Source organism: Marinobacter sp. (assembly GCF_046484525.1).
Taxonomy (GTDB): Bacteria; Pseudomonadota; Gammaproteobacteria; order Pseudomonadales; family Oleiphilaceae; genus Marinobacter.
The window spans coordinates 39392-58089 of record NZ_JAWOIS010000026.1 but is presented as its reverse complement, the minus strand read 5'-3'; the positions used below and the strand labels follow the sequence as shown (position 1 = coordinate 58089).

At 59.3% G+C, this 18698-nt stretch carries 17 protein-coding genes and 1 pseudogene; 10 read left to right on the top strand and 8 right to left on the bottom strand.

Translation table 11 applies throughout. The features are described from left to right. Positions 1-126: 126 nt before the first annotated feature. Positions 127-1338 (top strand): argininosuccinate synthase, encoded by a 1212-nt coding sequence (locus tag R6W86_RS06170; protein WP_410328497.1) that lies wholly within the window; start codon positions 127-129, stop codon positions 1336-1338. Between the two features lie 212 nt (positions 1339-1550). Here the strand turns inward: R6W86_RS06170 and R6W86_RS06165 are convergent, their stop codons facing one another. Next, the gene (locus R6W86_RS06165) at positions 1551-2585 is read right to left on the bottom strand and encodes an AraC family transcriptional regulator (RefSeq protein WP_410328496.1); all 1035 of its coding nucleotides are present in this window, start codon (positions 2583-2585) and stop codon (positions 1551-1553) included. A gap of 420 nt (positions 2586-3005) precedes the next feature. After that, positions 3006-3977 (bottom strand): response regulator, encoded by a 972-nt coding sequence (locus R6W86_RS06160; protein ID WP_410328495.1) that lies wholly within the window; start codon positions 3975-3977, stop codon positions 3006-3008. A gap of 354 nt (positions 3978-4331) precedes the next feature. Here R6W86_RS06160 and R6W86_RS06155 point away from each other — a divergent pair, with 354 nt between their 5' ends. Together R6W86_RS06155 and R6W86_RS06150 are read left to right on the top strand one after the other, a co-directional pair. Further along, the gene (locus R6W86_RS06155; protein ID WP_410328494.1) at positions 4332-4814 is read left to right on the top strand and encodes a YajQ family cyclic di-GMP-binding protein; all 483 of its coding nucleotides are present in this window, start codon (positions 4332-4334) and stop codon (positions 4812-4814) included. Between the two features lie 15 nt (positions 4815-4829). Next, positions 4830-6221, top strand: a complete 1392-nt coding sequence (locus R6W86_RS06150; protein WP_410328512.1) for an AmpG family muropeptide MFS transporter — start codon at positions 4830-4832, stop codon at positions 6219-6221. Positions 6222-6430: 209 nt separating this feature from the next. Here the strand turns inward: R6W86_RS06150 and R6W86_RS06145 are convergent, their stop codons facing one another. Then, positions 6431-6739 (bottom strand): MGMT family protein, encoded by a 309-nt coding sequence (locus R6W86_RS06145; protein WP_410328493.1) that lies wholly within the window; start codon positions 6737-6739, stop codon positions 6431-6433. Between the two features lie 78 nt (positions 6740-6817). Next, positions 6818-6928: pseudogene (locus R6W86_RS06140) on the bottom strand (short chain dehydrogenase); the annotation flags it as partial. A gap of 357 nt (positions 6929-7285) precedes the next feature. Here R6W86_RS06140 and R6W86_RS06135 point away from each other — a divergent pair. From R6W86_RS06135 to gspD, 7 genes are all read left to right on the top strand, one after another. Further along, positions 7286-7825, top strand: coding sequence for an FxsA family protein (locus R6W86_RS06135; protein ID WP_410328492.1), 540 nt, complete (start codon positions 7286-7288; stop codon positions 7823-7825). Further along, positions 7822-8025, top strand: coding sequence for a hypothetical protein (locus R6W86_RS06130; protein ID WP_410328491.1), 204 nt, complete (start codon positions 7822-7824; stop codon positions 8023-8025). The genes R6W86_RS06135 and R6W86_RS06130 overlap by 4 nt, the downstream gene beginning before the upstream one ends. Beyond that, positions 8022-8309, top strand: a complete 288-nt coding sequence (gene groES / locus R6W86_RS06125) for a co-chaperone GroES (protein WP_011785505.1) — start codon at positions 8022-8024, stop codon at positions 8307-8309. Before R6W86_RS06130 ends, groES begins: the two co-directional genes overlap by 4 nt. Before the next feature lie 74 nt (positions 8310-8383). Beyond that, complete coding sequence (gene groL, locus R6W86_RS06120; RefSeq protein ID WP_410328490.1) at positions 8384-10036, top strand: chaperonin GroEL; 1653 nt, start codon at positions 8384-8386, stop codon at positions 10034-10036. A 166-nt stretch (positions 10037-10202) separates the two neighbouring features. Then, positions 10203-10994, top strand: a complete 792-nt coding sequence (gene gspN / locus R6W86_RS06115) for a type II secretion system protein N (RefSeq protein WP_410328489.1) — start codon at positions 10203-10205, stop codon at positions 10992-10994. 1 nt (position 10995) lies between these two features. Continuing rightward, positions 10996-11847: a type II secretion system protein N gene (locus R6W86_RS06110; RefSeq protein ID WP_410328488.1), complete on the top strand. Its 852-nt coding sequence runs from the start codon at positions 10996-10998 to the stop codon at positions 11845-11847. 32 nt (positions 11848-11879) lie between these two features. Continuing rightward, positions 11880-13835 carry a type II secretion system secretin GspD gene (gene gspD, locus R6W86_RS06105; RefSeq protein WP_410328487.1) on the top strand — a complete coding sequence of 652 codons (1956 nt, stop codon included), beginning with the start codon at positions 11880-11882 and terminating at the stop codon, positions 13833-13835. 227 nt (positions 13836-14062) lie between these two features. Here the strand turns inward: gspD and R6W86_RS06100 are convergent, their stop codons facing one another. The 4 genes from R6W86_RS06100 to R6W86_RS06085 form a co-directional block, all read right to left on the bottom strand. Further along, positions 14063-16036 carry a M48 family metallopeptidase gene (locus R6W86_RS06100; RefSeq protein WP_410328486.1) on the bottom strand — a complete coding sequence of 658 codons (1974 nt, stop codon included), beginning with the start codon at positions 16034-16036 and terminating at the stop codon, positions 14063-14065. 10 nt (positions 16037-16046) lie between these two features. Then, positions 16047-16634, bottom strand: coding sequence for a LemA family protein (locus R6W86_RS06095; protein WP_410328485.1), 588 nt, complete (start codon positions 16632-16634; stop codon positions 16047-16049). A gap of 188 nt (positions 16635-16822) precedes the next feature. Continuing rightward, positions 16823-17401, bottom strand: a complete 579-nt coding sequence (sodB, locus tag R6W86_RS06090; RefSeq protein ID WP_410328484.1) for a superoxide dismutase [Fe] — start codon at positions 17399-17401, stop codon at positions 16823-16825. 127 nt (positions 17402-17528) lie between these two features. Continuing rightward, on the bottom strand, positions 17529-18647 hold the full coding sequence (locus R6W86_RS06085) for a 5-(carboxyamino)imidazole ribonucleotide synthase (protein ID WP_410328483.1): 1119 nt from the start codon (positions 18645-18647) through the stop codon (positions 17529-17531). Positions 18648-18698: the final 51 nt, after the last annotated feature.

The following is an 18698-nucleotide window of genomic DNA, read 5'->3' as shown; positions in this document are numbered from 1 at the left end:
ACCCCAGTGCCGCGGCAGGGCTCTGACCCCTGTGCCCGCGTCCCCCAATAGCCTTTCCTTCCGCACTTCCGTACAATATCGCTCTTCTTTTCAACACATCCATTCTGTTCAGTCTGGAGCAAGGGCATGTCTGATATCAAAAAGGTGGTTCTGGCCTATTCCGGTGGCCTGGATACTTCCGTGATTGTGCGGTGGTTGCAGGATACCTATAACTGTGAGGTGGTGACATTCACCGCTGACATCGGCCAGGGCGAGGAAGTGGAGCCGGCGCGTGCGAAGGCGGAAGCGCTGGGCGTCAAGGAGATCTACATCGAGGATCTGCGCGAGGAGTTTGTGCGTGACTATGTGTTCCCGATGTTCCGCGCCAACACCGTTTATGAAGGTGAGTACCTGCTGGGTACTTCCATTGCCCGCCCGCTGATTTCCCGTCGGCTGATCGAGATTGCCAACGAGACCGGTGCGGATGCCATTTCCCACGGTGCCACCGGCAAGGGTAACGATCAGGTGCGTTTCGAGCTGGGTGCCTATGCGCTGAAGCCGGGTGTGAAGGTGATTGCGCCTTGGCGTGAGTGGGATCTGAACTCCCGCGAGAAGCTGATGGCCTACTGCGACGAGCGCAACATTCCGGTGGAGAAGAAGAAGGGCAAGAGCCCGTACTCCATGGATGCAAACCTGCTGCACATCTCCTACGAAGGCATCAACCTGGAAGATCCCTGGGCGGAAGCCGAGGAAGACATGTGGCGCTGGAGCGTGGCTCCGGAGGATGCGCCGAACAAGCCGACCTACATCGAGCTGACCTACGAGAAGGGCGACATCGTGGCCATCGACGGCCAGGCTATGAAGCCGCACGAGGTTCTGGAGCATCTGAACAAGGTGGCTGGCGCCAATGGTATCGGCCGGATCGATATTGTCGAGAACCGCTACGTGGGCATGAAGTCCCGCGGCTGTTACGAAACCCCGGGCGGCACCATCATGCTGCGTGCCCACCGTGCCATCGAGTCCATCACCCTGGACCGTGAAGTGGCGCACCTGAAAGACAGCATCATGCCGCGCTACGCCGAGGTTATCTACAATGGTTACTGGTGGTCCCCGGAGCGAGAGGCTCTGCAGGCGCTGATCGACAATACCCAGGAGTACGTCAACGGCACCGTTCGCCTGAAGCTGTACAAGGGCAACGTGGACGTGGTTGGCCGGAAGTCTGAGGATTCCCTGTTCGACGAGAAGATCGCGACCTTTGAGGAAGACGAGGGTGCGTATGATCAGAAGGATGCGGAAGGGTTTATCAAACTGAATGCTTTGAGGTTGCGGATTGCTGCCTCCAAGGGCCGGAAGCTTTGAGGTTGACGTGAAGACGGGGTCAGATGAACGGAGTTCATCAGACCCCAGAGTTATGCGCCCAACGCCGGGGTCAGCCTGCAGCACCGGGGTCAGAAGAAAGCCTTCTTCTGACCCCTTTTTTATGTTTTGACTTTGGAGTTGAGTTCAAGCCAGGGGTCAGAAGAAGGTTTTCTTCAGACCCCTGAGTTACTCCGGGGTCAGATGAACTCCGTTCATCTGACCCCACCTTCACACCTCTCACGCCGAAACTCCCCCGGCGTCTTCCCTGTCACCGCCTTGAACTTCCGGTGAAACGAGGTGGTTTCGCTATACCCCAACCTCAGCGCGATATCCGGTATCGCCATGTCGGTGTTCCGCAGGTAATCCTCTGCCATCTGTTGCCGTACGTCATCCAGCAGGCGCTGGTAGGACACGCCTTCCTGGCTCAGTTTTCGTTGCAGGGTGCGGCTGGTTAGGCCGAGATCTTCGGCGACCAGGTCTTGTCGGGTGATGCCGTGGTTCAGTTGTTTCTGGATGCTGCGTTTTACCCGGGTAGTCAGGTCGCTGTCGGTCTCCAGCGAGGCCAGTTGGGTGAGGGCGTGGGCCTCCAGGGTTTTGCGGAGCGGCGGGTCGGGCTGGCGCAGGCGGGTGTCCAGCAGAGCTTTGGGGAGAGTGATGCAGTCTTCCTCAGCTTCGAAGGTCACGGAGCAGCGCCAGCGGTCCTGGTAGGCGATTTCCAGATCTTTGCCCGGGGATTGCCGGCGCAACTGGACGGCGGTTGGCGCGGTGGTGGTGTCGTCCGCCAGCCAGTGGGCGTAGTTGATCCAGGAGGCGAAGACGTTATCCACCAGGTGCGGGCGCACCACCGGATCGTCGTAGTTGCAGTGCCAGGTCAGTTTCAGGGTGTCGCCGTGCACGGACAGGCGGGTGGTGCCCATGTCGCCGACCAGCTTTTCAAACGGGGCAATCCGGGCGATGGCTTCGCCCAGGGTGGAGCAGCTCATGGTGATGTAGCCGAGCACGCTGTAGGAGCCGGGTTGCACGAAATCGCCGGTTTCCAGGCCGAGGATGGGATTGTCGGCCACTTCGATCAGCTGTCGGATAAAGCTCTGGAACTGTTCGCCGTTGATGCGGCCGTCATCGGTTTCCAGGATGGCGGGGCCTAGTCCGGCACCGGTAATGAGAGGGCGGATATCGATGCCCGAGGCTTCGGCGGCACGGACGTATTGGCGCAGGGCTGCGACGGAGACGGTTCCGGGAGTAGTCATGTTTAACGGCACGGCTTGTTGTAGTCGTTTGATGCCGAGTATACAGGAGAAGCAGGGAGGGGCTCAGGCCAAATAAAAAGGCCAGCTAAAAGCTGGCCTGAAAACAAGGAAAGAACGAAAGTGCCTGAAAAAATTCGTTAATCCTGTGAATTCATCGCCCATATGACGGCGGAGGTACTGCACCGCTCCTCCGCCATGGGGGATACTGCTTGAATCCACGGTTTTAGAGTACGTATTTCCTTTCGACATGTCTGTTTGTGAGTTGTGTCTCAGTGTTACGGATTGTTTTTTTAGCCTGGGGGTGGTTGCAGATGGGGGCGGGGTCTGAAGAACGCTTTCTTCTGACCCCTTTTTTAGCTTTGGGGGTGGCGGTCTAAGTTGGGGTCAGATGAAGGTTTTCATCAGACCCCTGGGGTACGGTCACCCCGCCTGCAGCGCCCTGGGCGAGATCTCGGTAAACCGCCGTGTCTCGTACGCACTCATCAGGCCCTCCATGGCGGTGTGCTCCATGTCATGCACGGAGGGCGTACCGGTACTGGCGTCGGCTCGACAGAGAACCATGCCCGCCTCCACGGAGATGTAGCCGACGGAGGTTTTCAGGGCCTTGTGGTTTATGCCGTCAAAGATGCGCCGGAAGGTGGTGGCGGTGCAGTGTTCGCGGTTCGGAACGTAGGCAACCAGGGCAAATTGGTTGTCACCTACGCGGCACAGCAGGTCGATGGGGCGGACCAGGGACTTCAGGCGGCGGGCGATGCCGGTGGCCAGTTCACGCATCACTGACGGTGGGTGCTTCCGGCTCAGTTCCTGCCAGTTGCGGATGCCGCAAAGGACGTAAGCGGCAGCGCCGCCCCGGGCTTCGGCGTGGCGCAGGGTTTTGTCCAGGCGGTCCCGGGCGTATTTGTGGTTACACAGTCCGGTTTCCTGGTCGATGATGTTGGTGGATTCCAGCGCCCGGTTGTTTTCGATCAGCAAGGCATTGGCCTGCAGCAGGGTGTTCTGGCGATCGGCCATGCGGTCGGCGGCGAAGATCCGAGGGATCAGCTGCTTGGTCATGTCCGATTTGCAGATGAAGTCGTCCACGCCGCGGTCAAAGGCTTCCGACAGGGCTTGCACCCCTTCCCGGGCGGTGAGCAGGATCACGTAGGTGTAATGGTTGGTCAGCTCATCCTGCTGCCGCACCTGATCCGTGAGCGCCAGGCCGTCCAAATCCGGCATCAGCCAGTCGGCGATCAGCACGCTCACTGGCCGCTGCTCGATCATTTCGAGGGCGGCGGGGGCGTTGTTGGCCACGCGTATGTCTCGATAACCGGCATTTCGCAGGGTGCGTCCAACCACCATACTGCTGAATTTCGCGTCATCGACGACGAGAATGGGGAGGTCGAGGTTTGGCATAGCGTCTACTTCTTCTACCAGTCCATTGTCAGATGCGGTGTCTGCCGGGGCTTGGTATGATCCTCGGCATGAATCGGGGCTCTGCACCTGGGGTCTGAAGAAAGCCTTCTTCCGACCCCATTTTCGACTTTGCCGCTAAGCTGGGGTCAGATGAAGGCTTTCATCAGACCCCCGGTTGGCCTTGAACTCGCGGGTCCATACTCTGGGGTCTGAAGAACGCTTTCTTCTGACCCCATTTTGGAGTGACCCGCCAAGCTGGGGTCAGATGAAGGTTTTCATCAGACCCCGACATGCCGCGGCAGCCCCCGACATTTTTGCCAGTATACCTCTGCCAAATTTTGGAGAATGACGACCATGCCCTCTTTTGACATAGTTTCTGAAATAGATATGCACGAAGTCACAAATGCGGTGGATCAGGCCAGGCGGGAGCTGGGTAACCGGTGGGACTTCAAAAATGTGGAAGCGGATATCGAGCTGGAGGGCGAGCGCCTTACCATCAGCGCCGAGCAGGAATTCCAGCTGGAGCAGCTGAAGGACATGCTGCGGATGGCGTTTGCCAAGCGCAACATCGATACCCGGGCGCTGGCGGAAGAAGGCGACAGCAAGGCCGGCAAGCTGGTCAAGCAGCATTTCACCCTCAAGCAGGGCATCGAGACCGACAAGGCCAAGAAGATTGTGAAGATGATCAAGGACCAGAAGATGAAGGTCCAGGCCAGCATCCAGGGCGACAAGGTCCGGGTGACCGGCAAGAAGAGGGATGATCTGCAGGAAGCGATTGCCATGCTCCGGGAAGCCGAGCTGGATATTCCGCTTCAGTTCAACAACTTCCGCGACTGATCGGGAGATTTTCATATCCTTTTTGATACCCGTTGGGCCCTGATCCGGGACACGATTTATACCTACACCCGATGGCAGGTCATTGCGCTGCTGTTCCTGGGCTTCTCGGCGGGCCTGCCGTTCCTGCTGGTGTTTTCCACCCTGAATGCCCGGCTGGCGGACGTGGGGGTGGAGACGGCCACCATCGGCTTCTTCAGCTGGCTGGGGATTACCTACTCGATCAAGGTGTTCTGGGCGCCGGTGGTTGACCGCCTGAAACTGCCGATACTGGACCGGGTATTCGGCAAGCGCCGGAGCTGGATCCTGCTGGCGCAGGCGGGAATTGCCACCGGGCTGTACCTGATGGCCCAGGTCGATGCCACGGTGAATCCCGAGCTGCTGGCCTGGTGCGGTCTGCTGGTGGCGTTTTCCTCGGCGACCCAGGATATCGGAATCGATGCCTATCGGATCGAGATTGCCGGGGAGCGGCTGCAGGCGGCGTTGGCGGCGACTTATATTTTCGGTTATCGGTTGGCGTTGCTGGTGGCCGGGGCCGGGGCATTGTATCTGGCGGAGTTCTGGTCCTGGCAGGTGTCCTATGAGGTGATGGCGGCGCTGGTGGGCGTTGGCGTGCTGACCGTGCTGATCGTCCGGGAGCCGCAGGTCAATCATTTCGCCGCGGCGGCGGACATTGCCCACAAGATTGAGCAGGAGGCGGCGAACCGCAGTCACCTGCCCCCGCGCCTGGCCCGGTTGGCCGGCTGGTTCTATGCGGCAGTCGCCGGTCCGTTCCTGGATTTCTTCCGCCGGTACCGGGAGCTGGCCGTGGCGATTCTGGTGCTGGTGGCCGTGTACAGGATTGCCGACATCGCCATGGGTGTGATGGCCAATCCGTTTTACCTGGATTTCATGGGCTTCTCCAAGACTCAGGTGGCGGATGTAACCAAGATCTTCGGCTTCTTCATGACCATCGCCGGCTCACTGGTCGGTGGCGTGCTAGTGGTGCGTTACGGAGTGCGCAAGATCCTGCTGGCCGGCGCGATCATGACGGCCGCGACGAACCTGCTGTTTGTGCTCCTGGCCCAGTATCCGCCGGACATCTATACCTTGGCGGTGGTGGTCAGTGCCGACAACCTGAGCGGCGGGATCGCCAATGTGGCGTTGATTGCCTGGCTGTCGAGTATGACCAGTGCTTCGTTCACCGCGACCCAGTATGCGTTGTTCAGTTCGCTGATGACCTTGCCCGGGAAGTTTCTTGGCGGGTTCTCCGGGATTGTGGTGGCGGACTTCGGGTATGCGGAGTTCTTTACCATCTCCGCGATCATGGGGATTCCGGCAATTATGCTGGTGCTGTTCCTGATGAGCCGGGGGGAGCGGCTGGATGCGTTGGCGCCGAAGGTGGAGGTTGAGCCTGAGGTGCGGGCCTGACGAAAGCCTCCATCTGACCCGTTATCGAGTCAAGTCCCTGCTCAGGGGTCTGAAGAACTTGTTCTTCTGACCCCAACTTGGACGAAAACTCCGGGGTTAGACTGAAATTGGGGTCAGAAGAACAAGTTCTTCAGACCCCTGTGCCAGGTCGGGGTCAGATGAAAGCTTTCATCAGACCCCTGTGGCTGCTCCAGCCCCTCGTGTCAGCGTTACGGCTGCCACTGATAACGCCGCATAGATACCCGCCCATTCACCACGTCCACACCCTCGGCCTCAAGCAGCCCAACCTGAACCCTGAACATCTCCGAATCCTTTGGAAACGCGATCTCACCCGAGCTGCGAATTACTCGAAACCAGGGCACCTCGTGGCCTTCCGGCAACTGCCCCAGGGCGCGGCCGACGAAGCGGGCTTGTCTGCCAAGGCCGGCCATGTGGGCGACCTGGCCGTAGCTGGCCACTTTGCCCGGGGGGATGGCGTGGACGACTTGCCAGATTTTTTGGGGTTTGGTGGGTTCCATAATTTGGGGCATGTGGGGAGTTGGGGTGGAGACGCCGGGGTCAGAAGAACGAGTTCTTCAGACCCCTGTGCAAGGCATCAGGTCGATCAGTGCGACTCTGGCGCCTTTGCCCGCCAGGTATTCGGCCATGGCGTGGCCCAGACCCTGGCCGGAGCCGGTGATTGCAATCACGGAATCTTGAAGTTTCATGGTTTGCCCTAATTGAGTTATCAGGTGGTTTTACGTTTCTGTGTGCCGCGATGATTAGTTTTTGTGGTGGGGAGTATAACCGTGAACACGGGGGCAAAACATGGGATCTGATGAACGCTTTCATCTGACCCCGGCTGGGACGGGAGCTCTGGGGTTGGATCTGAAAATGGGGTCAGAAGAAAGCTTTCTTCAGACCCCTTTGCTGGCGCCGGACTTGGGGTCTGATGAAGGCTTTCATCTGACCCCTGCTTGGGCTTTAACTCCCGGGTAAGATCTAAATCGGGGTCGGAAGAAGGTGTTCTTCAGACCCCTGTGCAGGGCAGACCCCTGTGCGAATTCAAACCATGAGGAGGCGCTTTGGCCATCTTTCTTTTTTTATTCATTATCATGCCGATCGCCGAAATGGCAGTGCTGATCCAGGTGGGTGGCATGATTGGTGTTCTCAATACCGTCGGGCTGGTACTGCTGACGGCAGTGATTGGTGCCTGGTTGCTGCGGCAGCAAGGGCTGGCGACACTGCTGAGGGCTCGCCAGCGGTTGAATAGTGGTGAACTGCCGGCCAGAGAGGTAGCGGAAGGGTTGATTCTGGCCGTCGGTGGAGCGCTGCTGCTGACGCCGGGCTTTATCACCGACACCATCGGCTTTCTGTGCCTGATACCGGGTACCCGCCATTTCTTGGCCGCCCAGGTGCTCAAGCGGATGGTGATGTCCGGGCAGAGCAGTAGTTTCTACTTCCGGGCCGGTGGTGGAGATCCATTCGGACAGGACCCCTTCGGCGGGCGGGAAAACCCCTTTGGTCAGCATCGCCCGTTTGACCGGGACGAGAACGGGGACATCATCGAAGGTGAGTATCAGGACCGCACCGAGCGGGACCACGATCGCATCGAAAAAAAGTGAAAAAATTTTTCATCCCGGGTGTTGAAAATACCTACGCCAACCCCATTAAGGTCTCACAAGTTCGCTGCGGGCTGATATCGGCTGTAAATCAGCCGCTTATGCAGCCGGGCAATTTGGCTGGACAGGGCATTGCTCTGCCCAACCTCATCAACAACTGTCATTGCCACATTAATCTGACTATTGGAGAAACCGAGCAATGAAAATTCGTCCGCTACACGATCGTGTTGTCGTGCGCCGTAAGGAAGAAGAAGAGAAAACCGCGGGTGGCATCGTGCTGCCGGGTAACGCCAAAGAGAAGCCTTCCCAGGGTGAAGTGATTGCCGTCGGCAACGGCCGTATCCTGGACAACGGCGAAACGCGCGCCCTGGCGGTCAAGGTGGGTGACACCGTGGTCTTTGGCCAGTACGCCGGTAATACCGTCAAGGTCGACGGTGAAGAGCTGCTCATCATGAGCGAGAACGACATCTACGGCGTGCTCGAGTGATCGCATAGCGACTCGCACGAAACTTCATTAATCCGATTGGTTCAATTTCGGTTTAGCGAACAGGAATAGAAGACATGGCAGCAAAAGAAGTCAAATTCGGTGATAGCGCTCGCAAGCGCATGGTCGCAGGTGTCAACATCCTGGCGGACGCAGTCAAGGTAACCCTCGGTCCCAAGGGCCGTAACGTGGTTCTGGAGAAGTCCTTTGGTGCTCCGACCGTCACCAAGGACGGCGTTTCCGTGGCCAAGGAAATCGAACTGAAAGACAAGTTCGAGAACATGGGCGCCCAGATGGTGAAGGAAGTTGCTTCCCAGGCCAACGAGAACGCCGGTGACGGTACCACCACCGCAACCGTTCTGGCCCAGTCCATCGTCAACGAGGGTATCAAGGCCGTGACTGCCGGCATGAACCCGATGGATCTGAAGCGCGGCATCGACAAGGCAACCACCCAAGCCGTGAAGGCGATTCGCGAAATGGCGACGCCCTGCAACGACAGCCGTAACATCGCCCAGGTTGGTACCATCTCCGCCAACGGCGACGAGACCATCGGCAAGCTGATCGCGGATGCGATGGAGCGTGTTGGTCAGGAAGGCGTCATCACGGTTGAGGAAGGTCGCAGCCTGGAAGACGAGCTGGACGTGGTTGAAGGTATGCAGTTCGACCGTGGCTTCCTGAGCCCGTACTTCATCAATAACCAGGACAACATGTCTGCCGAGCTGGATGACCCGTACATCCTGCTGGTCGACAAGAAGATCTCCAACATCCGCGAGCTGCTGCCAGTGCTGGAAGCCGTTGCCAAGGCAGGCAAGCCGCTGCAGATCATCGCCGAGGACATCGAGGGCGAAGCCCTGGCGACCCTGGTGGTGAACAACATGCGCGGTATCGTGAAGGTCAACGCCGTGAAGGCGCCTGGCTTCGGTGACCGTCGCAAGGAAATGCTGCAGGACATCGCCATCCTGACCGGTGGTACTGTCATCTCTGAAGAAGTGGGTCTGACCCTGGAAAACACCACCCTGGATGATCTGGGCACCGCCAAGCGTGTCAACGTCACCAAGGAGAACACCACCATCATTGGCGGTGCCGGTGGACAGGCAGATATCGAAGCTCGCGTTGAGCAGATCCGCAAGCAGATCGAAGACAGCACCTCCGACTACGACAAGGAGAAGCTGCAGGAGCGCGTAGCCAAGCTGGCTGGCGGTGTTGCGGTGATCAAGGTTGGTGCCGGTTCCGAAGTGGAAATGAAAGAGAAGAAGGCCCGCGTTGAAGACGCGCTGCACTCTACCCGCGCTGCGGTGGAAGAGGGCATTGTGCCGGGTGGCGGTGTCACCCTGATCCGTGCCGTTGCGGCTCTGGACAAGGTGGACGCCATCAACGAAGAGCAGAAAGCCGGTGTGAACATCCTGCGCCGTGCCATGGAAGCTCCGCTGCGTCAGATCGTATACAACGCAGGCGGTGAGTCTTCTGTGGTGGTTGCCAAGGTTCGCGAAGGCGAAGGCTCCTTCGGTTACAACGCCGCTACCGAAACCTACGGCGACATGCTGGAAATGGGTATCCTTGATCCTGCCAAGGTAACCCGTTCCGCACTGCAGGCTGCGGCTTCCGTGGCTTCCCTGATCATCACCACCGAGGCGATGGTTGCGGATGAGCCGCAGGACGAAAGCGCTGGCGGTGGCATGCCGGACATGGGTGGCATGGGCGGAATGGGAGGCATGGGCGGCATGATGTAATGCCGGCCAGATCCCGACCGGGTCCTGAATTCTGAGACCTGGCCCGATCTACCCTGGAAAACCCCGCACCGGTGTGACCCGGTGCGGGGTTTTTCTTTTTTTGTCATGAACTTGCCCCATGCCTTTGTTAGACTCGGATTCCAGACCTTTTTGTGTGTATTAATGAATGAGTGCCACCGAAACCAAATCCTTTTTCCGCCTGGGCAAGCTACTGTTGCTGTTACTGCTCGGGGCGCTGGTGTATGTGGTGGCACTCGTGATTCTGGTGCCCGCCGGTTGGGTGTGGCAGCAGGCGTCCGCCCATATAAATCTGCCACCCCAGGTACAGGTACGGCAGGTGTCTGGCAAAGTGTGGGACGGTGCCGCCGGCGTCGTGGTCGCAGGCTATTCGCTGCGGGTGGATTGGGTGCTGGGCTGGCCTTTCCTTGAAGGAATGACCGTGCCCGTGGATATCAAGCTGGGTACGGCACAATCCTCGCTTCAGGGAAATCTGACGCTGGGCTGGCCTCTGAGTGCGGCGCTGGAGGGCTCTGGTCACATCGGGGTTTCAGAATTTCGCGAACTGATCCGCAAGAGCCGTGGCGCCATGATTGAAGGTGACGTGAGCATCGAACGCCTGCAACTGGCCTGGGAAGACAATCGGGTTACCCGGGCCGATGGCCTGGCGCGCTGGCCAGGTGGCCGGGTGACCTGGCCCATGGGGGATCAGACCGGAACGGCGGACTTCCCGCCCATGCTGGCCAGCCTGGATACGGTCCAGGGCGGGGTGGAACTGAAGATTTCGGAGCAGGGTGGTGATGGCCCCGCCGCTCAGGCGGACCTGCTCTGGAACGGTATGATGGAAATACAGGTCTACAAGCGTATGGTGGATCTGGCCGGCCAGCCCTGGTCGGATTCGGCGAGTCCGGACGATGTGGTGTTCCGGGTCCGGCAACCGTTGATTTCCGGAGGCCGGTAATATGATGCTGTTTCCTCGCCAGGCCCAGGCCCGTGTGTCCCGGATTCTCGCCAATCTGCTGCTGCTGGGGCTGGCTCTCTACCTCGCGGTTGTCCTGGCCCGGGTCACCTGGCTGGTAGCCTGGGATGACCGGCCGGTGCCGGTGGCACCGTCCGGGGAGACGCCGGGAGTGGCCGGCTCCGGGGGGCAGGATTTTCCGATTGCCGGTTATGATTTCTTTGGTCGACCCAGTGTCAAGGCAGGTGTGGCGGAATCCGTGAAGCGCTCGGCGCCGGAGACCGGCCTGCGCCTTCGGCTTGAGGGGGTGCTGGTTGGCGAACGCCCCGAGGGTTCCGGTGCTATAGTTGCAGGAAGTAACGGCGAAACCGCGTATTATCGGGTGGGTGACATGTTGCCCGGCAATGCCGAGCTGGCCGAGGTGGAACCGGACCGGATTCTGTTGCGTCGGGGGGGGCGATATGAATCGCTGACCTTTGAGGAATCGGTTGATTCCGGCATGGTTGCAGAAGTGGAAGATGTGCCGGCAGAATCGTCACCGGATGCCTTCCTGGCCAATGCCCGTGAGCAGTTGGACAGTCAGGGCGCGGCGGCGCTGGCCCAATACGGCCTGAGCCGGGTGGATGACAGCGGTGTGTCCGGTTATGTCTACGACGGTTCCAATGCCATGCTCAATGCCGTCAATTTGCAGGCCGGCGACGTGATTACCGCCATCAATGGTCAGCGTCTGGGTGATCTGGAACAGGACAAATCCCTGCTGGAAAGCTGGCGAGGCCAGGCCCAGCTGGAAATCGAAATAGAGCGTGACGGAAGCATCCTCACCGTTAGTTACGCCATACCCGAGCAGTGGCGCTGACCGGGATCAACGATACAGGACGAAATCGCCAGATGTATAACCACAAGACCAATCTTCTACGGGCCATTGCTCTGCTGATCCTTCTCCCCCTGATGTCCCTGGCGCACGGACAGGAAGAGACCTGGAGGCTGAATCTCAAGGACGCGGACATACGGGCGTTTGTGACCCAGGTGGCGGATATCACCGGCTACAGTTTTGTGGTGGATCCCCGGGTGAAGGGGAAGGTGACGGTGCTCTCCAGCGCCCCCATGAACAAGGATGAAATCTACGATCTGTTCCTGGCGGTGCTGAATGTGCACGGCTTTACTGCCATTCCCGGGGAGGAGGTGATCAAGATCGTTCAGCAGGTGGACGCCAAACAGTCCGCCGAGATACTGGACCGATTTCCCGAAACGCCTTCCGAGCAGCTGATCACCCGGGTCATCCAGATTGATAACGCCAACGCCCTGGAGCTGGTGCCCATCCTGCGCCCGCTGGTAGCCAAGTACGGGCACCTGGCCGGTGTGGCGGCCGCCAATGCCCTGATTGTCAGTGACCATCGCTCCAACATCGAACGCATCGAGCAGATCGTCCGGGAGCTGGACAGTCCCTCCAAGTACGAAGTGGAAGTGATCCAGCTCAGGGAAGCCTGGGTTGGTGACATGGTGACCCTGTTGCAGGAACTGGCACCGGGTGAACTGGGAAAGGCCGGTGGCGAGAATGCCGCCCGCAAATACAGCTTGACCGCTGATGAGCGCAGCAACCGCCTGATTCTGCGGGGCGACGAGACGTTCCGGGACAAGATGCGTGAGCTGATCCGTAAGCTGGACCAGCCCTCCGCCACCGGCGGCACCACCAAGGTGATTCGCCTGAAGCACGCCGATGCCAAGAACCTGACCGAGATTCTCAAGGGGGTGATGGGTGAAGTGGTGAAAGAGGGCAGTGGAGGCGCCGCCGGCGGCGGGGCTTCAGGCATGCCCGACAACAATTTCTCGGTATTCGCCGACGAAGGCCTGAATGCCCTCGTGGTCCGTGGCGCACCCTCGTTGATGCAGGAAGCCGAGCAGATTGTCGCACAGCTGGATCTTCGCCGGGCCCAGGTGATGATCGAGGCGGCCATTGTGGAGATCAGTGACGAGGTGGGTCAGGATCTGGGGGTCCAGTTTGCCGTGGGTGATGAATCCGGGGAGTCCACGCCGGTGGCTGGCTCGAACTTTGGCAATGTTGGCCGAAGTCTGGGTGATGTGCTTGGCGCGATTCTGACCGAATCGGTTATTACACCAGCCACAGGGGGCCTCACCCTTGGCGTAGGCGAGAGAGACGAGGATGGTATCACTTGGGGGGTTCTGCTCCAGGCGCTCTCTACATCCGCGGCCGCGAATCTGCTCTCGACGCCAAGCATCATTACACTGGACAACCAGGAATCGGAAATCATCGTAGGTCAGAACGTGCCGTTTCGTACTGGCGAGTCCACGGTAACAGGTGATGGTACGACTAATCCCTTCACCACGATCGAACGTCGTGATATTGGTCTGACCTTGAAAGTTACCCCCACCATCAGCGCCGATGGGCTGGTTCGTCTGGTGGTCGAGCAAACAACCGAGAGCGTTGCAGACAGCATCGAGAATGCGTCAGATATCGTGACTAACAAGCGCGAGATCAAGACCACCGTGCTGGCGGATGACGGTGAAACCATTGTCCTGGGCGGCCTGACCACTGACGATTACCAGGTTATCAATAGCAAAGTACCGTTACTGGGTGATATTCCGTTCATTGGGCGTTTATTTTCCTCGGAATCAGAGCGCCGTGAGAAGCGCAACCTGCTTGTATTCCTCCGACCGAAAATCTTGCTGAACAAGGTGGACGCGGTAGCTGCAACCGATGAAAAGTACAAGGCGCTGTGGGACGTGAACCTGAATGTTCGCGAAAAGCTCGGCCTGCCAAACCCGGATGAGCGGCCAGCGATTGGTGAGATGTTTGATTCCGGTAGTGAGATGCGAGCCCAGTGATGAACAAGGGGTCTGATGAAGACTTTCATCTGACCCCGGCTTGAATCCCTGGCTTCCAAATTCTGCCTATGCCTCTTGGGGTCTGATGAAGACTTTCATCTGACCCCGGCTTGGACCTGGACTCCGGAGTTCCGCCTGAACATGGGGTCAGATGAAAGCGTTCATCAGACCCCTGAGTTGTGGCCCCAGCCTGGATTCCATACTCCCAGACTCCACTTTCACGCCGCCTACAACGGCGGCATCGGGCAGTCCATCTGGTCCGCCACCAGCCGCATCAGCTCATACTCTCTGATTTCCACTTTGCCATCGTGGCTCACGCAGTGGGCGCAGGCGTCGATGATGGCAGGCTTCAGCAGTGGCGAGAGGCTGTTGAGTGCTTTCAGAGCCTCCTGCAACTGCCGCATGGTGACTTTCTCCAGCGTGGAGAGGTCGTCTTTGCGTGTATCCACAAAGCCCGCAATGGCTTCCTGGTAGAGCTTTTGCGCCTCGGTGTTGTCGGCGGTGCCGGCGCGGGCCATGAGGCTTAACAAGCGCTGGATTGCCGGCAACAGTGGCTTGTAGCTCTTGTAGCGGACCGGGACCGCACGACCGGCATGATCGCCGAGGTGGCGGGACAGGAAGCTGGTCAATGTCAATTCGAACAGGCTGATCTTCTCGTCCGCAGCCGCCAGTTTGCGAACGCTGTTGATCAGCCCCTCCCGTTCCTCCGGGTCGAGCTTGCGCAATGCCGGCATGGCCAGTTCCAGGGCAGGGAAACGGACACCTTCGCCGATACTTTTCAGGGCCGGCAGGATTTTTCCCATGATGTCTGGCTGGCAGCCCAGCACCGGGTGCTCGGGTAGCAGGGCCAAGCGCTCTTTCTGTTGTTCCCTTGAGAGCTCGTATACCAGCATGGCATAACACAGCTGGATCGCACCGGCCCGGGTATAGAGCAGGGTGCGGAACGTGGCCGGCAACTGCTCCAGGAAGCCAATGGCAAAGTCTTCACCCCGTTGGGTGACCGTGCCCACCTGGCTCGACAGTTCTTTGGCCGGCATCGGAGCGGCCCTGGCAATGGGGGAGGTCCGCCCGGAGCGGACCGGCTGGTATATTTCACGGGCGACGTCGGCGATGCCTGCGCTACCGACCGGCGCTTGTGCCCCGGTGCGAAGATCCCGGCTGGGCCGGGTATCCCGCAGCCGGCTGCGAAGGCGGGCCAGCAGGCCGGGCTGGATGGTGTTGATCCGCACGTCGATGGGCGGGTGTGAGGCCAGCAGGGAGGTGAACTTCATCCGCGCGGCTTCGCCAAAACACATGTGGTTCATGTCGCTGGCGTGGCTGGTGGTATCCAGGTAGCCGCCTTTCATGCCGATCTTGAACAGGGCGCCACCGATGCCTTCGGGGTTACGGGTGAATTGTACCGATGAGGCGTCTGCGAGCATTTCCCGCTGGCGGGACACGGCAGACTGGATCAGGCGACCGAAGAATACCCCCACGTAGCCGATGATCATCAGGGCCAGACCCACCAGTGCCATGGCGGCCTGGGTGCGGCCGTCGCGGTTTCGGGACCGGACGCCGTGACTGCTGTAAAACCCCGCGCGCAGCAGGAACTGGCCGATCTGGCCAATCATCAGGATGCCGGCGAGCAAAGCAATCAGGCGGACGTTGATCCGCATATCGCCGTTGAGGATGTGGCTGAACTCATGGCCCACTACGCCCTGAAGCTCGTCACGGGTGAGCTGGGTGAGGGTGCCGTGGGTAACCACCATCACGGCCTCGCCGGGGGTGTAGCCCGCGACAAAGGCGTTGATGCCGGTCTCCTGGTCCATCACATACAATTCCGGCACGGTGACGCCACTGGCAATGGCCATCTCTTCGACGATGTTGCGCAGTTTGCGTTCGTCCGGGTCGCGGGTGTCCGGATCAATGGCGCGGGCGCCGACCATGCGGGCAACCCGCTCGCCACCGCTGGCCAGGTCGATCCAGCGCACCAGCGAACCGATGCCGATAAGGGCAACCACGGCAGAAGCGGTTATGACGCCATGGCTGGACAGTAGCCAGTGGTGGAAGGCCAGGCTGGAGGTTTCACTGCGGGTGACCAGGTAGCCAACGACACAAACCGCGAGGGTGATCAGCACCACCGCGGTCAGGAACAGGAACACCAGCATGCCGGTGTTGCGCCGGGCGTGGGCCTGGCGCTGAAAAAATCCGGGATGAGCCATGGCTCAGGCCTCAGAAAGCGACTTTCGGGGCCTGGCGGGCTTCCGGGGACTCAAGCTGGAGCTGAGTGGTTTCCTTGAACGCAAACATGCCCGCGATGACGTTGTTGGGGAACTTCTCGCGAAAGATGTTGTAGCTCATTACGCCATCGTTGTACGCCTGGCGGGCAAAGGCGACCCGGTTCTCGGTGCTGGAGAGCTCTTCCATCAGTTGCTGGATGGTTTCGTTGGCCTTCAACTCCGGATAGTTCTCGGCCACGGCGTAGAAGTTGGCCAGGGCCTTGGTGAGCAGGTTCTCCGCACTGCCCAGGCGCTGGATTTTGGTGCCGTCGCCGGGATCGGTGGCGGCGTCCTTCTGGGCGCTGACCGCGTTGTTGCGGGCTTCCATCACCTGGGTGAGGGTGGATTTCTCGTGGGTGAGATAGGCCTTGGCGGCTTCCACCAGGTTGGGGATCAGGTCATGGCGCCGTTGCAGCTGAACATCAATCTGGGCAAAGCCGTTCTTGAACTGGTTACGCAGGGATACCAGCTGGTTGTAGATGAACACCAGGTAGATAACGACGACAGCGATCACTGCCAGGCCAATAAGGGTCGTTCCCATTTCAACTCCTCTGAATGGTTGGTCTGAATCTACTTCATTGAGTATCCATGATTTTTTCAGAGATTTCCCGGCAGGGTTGTATCAATTTGTTCATTTTTGGTGCTGATCGGATACAAAGGCGCCCGCACGGAGGCGGGCGCTTGTCAGCGGCCCCAATGGACCGCCGTCTGAAAGCCGGAATCGGCTGATTATGCCAGGTTTTCGTTGACGAAATCCCAGTTAACCAGGTTCCAGAATGCTTCCAGGTAGTTCGGACGGGAGTTCCGGTAATCGATGTAGTAGGCGTGCTCCCACACGTCTACGGTCAGTACCGGCTTGTCCGCGCCAGTCAGCGGGGTTTCCGCGTTGCTGGTGTTGACGATAGCCACGCTGCCGTCCGCCTTCTTCACCAGCCAGGTCCAGCCGGAACCGAAGTTGTTGGCAGCTTTGTCGTTGAACTCTTTCTTGAAGTCCTCGAAAGAACCGAAGGCCTTCTCGATGGCGTCCTTGGCTCCACCAGTCGGCTCACCACCACCGTTCGGGCTCAGGCAGTGCCAGTAGAAGGTGTGGTTCCACACCTGGGCAGCGTTGTTGAACAGCGGGCCACTGGAGCTCTTGATGATGTCTTCCAGGGACTTGTTGGCATTGTCAGTGCCTTCAATCAGCCCGTTCAGCTTGGTGACGTAGGTGTTGTGGTGCTTACCGTAATGGTACTCGAGGGTTTCCTGAGAGATGTGCGGTTCCAGTGCGTTTTTTTCGTAAGGCAATGCGGGAAGTTCAAATGCCATGAGGTCGTTCTCCCTGTCTCTCTGTTTATGTGGATGTACAATCACGCAATATAAGGGCGATTTGAGATATATCAACCCGTGGAGCCACTGAACGGCTCAAAATTGCGAGAGGCAGTTTTCGAGCCATTCAGTGGCTCCCCGTCAAACTGCTTGTAAAATCCGGGCAGCCTGGCAGGAACTGCGCGCAGTTCCGCACCCGCCAGACCAGCTCTTCGTAGCTGTCCGCCAGGATGTTCACATGACCCAGCTTGCGGCCCGGCCGTTCCCCTTTATTGTAGAGGTGAACGTGCGCGTAGGGCAGTTCCAGAATCCGCTCGATGTCGCCGTGCTCGGCAATGATATTGATCATACAGCTTAGACCACGGGGCGCGACATTTCCCAGCGGGTGGCCGCTGACGGCGCGGATGTGGTTCTCGAACTGGCTGGTCATGGCCCCTTCGATGGTCCAGTGGCCGGAGTTGTGCACCCTGGGCGCCATCTCGTTCGCCACCAGACCGTCCTCGGTCTCGAACAGCTCAAGAGTCAATACGCCGACGTAGTTCAATTCGTTCAACAGCGCTTTGATGTAGCGCTCGGCGTCTTCCTGGACATGCCTCTCCAGGCCGGGTGCCGGGGCGATGGAGTAGCGCAGGATGCCTTCGTGGTGGGTGTTCTCCGCCATCGGATAGAAGGCCAGTTCGCCGTCTTCGGCGCGCACCGCGATGATGGAGACTTCGCGCTTGAAGTTGACAAATTTCTCGACGATCAGGCGCTGATGGCCGATGCTTTCCCAGGCGCTTTCGGCGTCCACCGGGGCCTTCAGGACCGCCTGGCCCTTGCCGTCATAGCCTTCGGTGATGGACTTGGCGACTACCGGGCATCCGAGTTCTTCGGCGGCGGCCTTGAGGGATTCGGCGCTGTCGGCGATTTTCCACTCGGGAGTGGGGATGCCAAGCTGGCCGAACAGGATTTTCTCGGCTTCACGGTTCTGGCACACCTGCAGGGCGCGGGGGCAGGGGTGGACCGGTTTTTCTTTGGCCAGTTTTTCGGCAACCTCGACCGGGAGGTGTTCGAATTCGTAGGTGACGCGGTCAACCCGGGACAGGAAGTCGTCCAGGTATTGGCCATCGCGGTCGATGATGACTTCGCCAAGTCCGGCGCTGGGGCTGCCGGACATGTCGTAGAATACAAAGGTCTTGGCCAGCGGGTATCCGGCGAGGGCCAGCATGCGCCCGAGTTGACCGGCGCCTAGTACACCAATTCTCATTTGTGTTCTCCTGCCATGGTTTGGCATTTAAATTGGGTGGTGTGATCGGGT

Excerpts from the sequence above, each read along its gene's own strand:
- R6W86_RS06170 (WP_410328497.1), top strand. The coding sequence starts at position 127 with ATGTCTGATATCAAAAAGGTGGTTCTGGCCTATTCCGGTGGCCTGGAT.
- R6W86_RS06165 (WP_410328496.1), bottom strand. The coding sequence starts at position 2,585 with ATGACTACTCCCGGAACCGTCTCCGTCGCAGCCCTGCGCCAATACGTC.
- R6W86_RS06160 (WP_410328495.1), bottom strand. The coding sequence starts at position 3,977 with ATGCCAAACCTCGACCTCCCCATTCTCGTCGTCGATGACGCGAAATTC.
- R6W86_RS06155 (WP_410328494.1), top strand. The coding sequence starts at position 4,332 with ATGCCCTCTTTTGACATAGTTTCTGAAATAGATATGCACGAAGTCACA.
- R6W86_RS06145 (WP_410328493.1), bottom strand. The coding sequence starts at position 6,739 with ATGGAACCCACCAAACCCCAAAAAATCTGGCAAGTCGTCCACGCCATC.
- groES (WP_011785505.1), top strand. The coding sequence starts at position 8,022 with ATGAAAATTCGTCCGCTACACGATCGTGTTGTCGTGCGCCGTAAGGAA.
- groL (WP_410328490.1), top strand. The coding sequence starts at position 8,384 with ATGGCAGCAAAAGAAGTCAAATTCGGTGATAGCGCTCGCAAGCGCATG.
- gspN (WP_410328489.1), top strand. The coding sequence starts at position 10,203 with ATGAGTGCCACCGAAACCAAATCCTTTTTCCGCCTGGGCAAGCTACTG.
- R6W86_RS06110 (WP_410328488.1), top strand. The coding sequence starts at position 10,996 with ATGATGCTGTTTCCTCGCCAGGCCCAGGCCCGTGTGTCCCGGATTCTC.
- gspD (WP_410328487.1), top strand. The coding sequence starts at position 11,880 with ATGTATAACCACAAGACCAATCTTCTACGGGCCATTGCTCTGCTGATC.
- R6W86_RS06100 (WP_410328486.1), bottom strand. The coding sequence starts at position 16,036 with ATGGCTCATCCCGGATTTTTTCAGCGCCAGGCCCACGCCCGGCGCAAC.
- R6W86_RS06095 (WP_410328485.1), bottom strand. The coding sequence starts at position 16,634 with ATGGGAACGACCCTTATTGGCCTGGCAGTGATCGCTGTCGTCGTTATC.
- sodB (WP_410328484.1), bottom strand. The coding sequence starts at position 17,401 with ATGGCATTTGAACTTCCCGCATTGCCTTACGAAAAAAACGCACTGGAA.
- R6W86_RS06085 (WP_410328483.1), bottom strand. The coding sequence starts at position 18,647 with ATGAGAATTGGTGTACTAGGCGCCGGTCAACTCGGGCGCATGCTGGCC.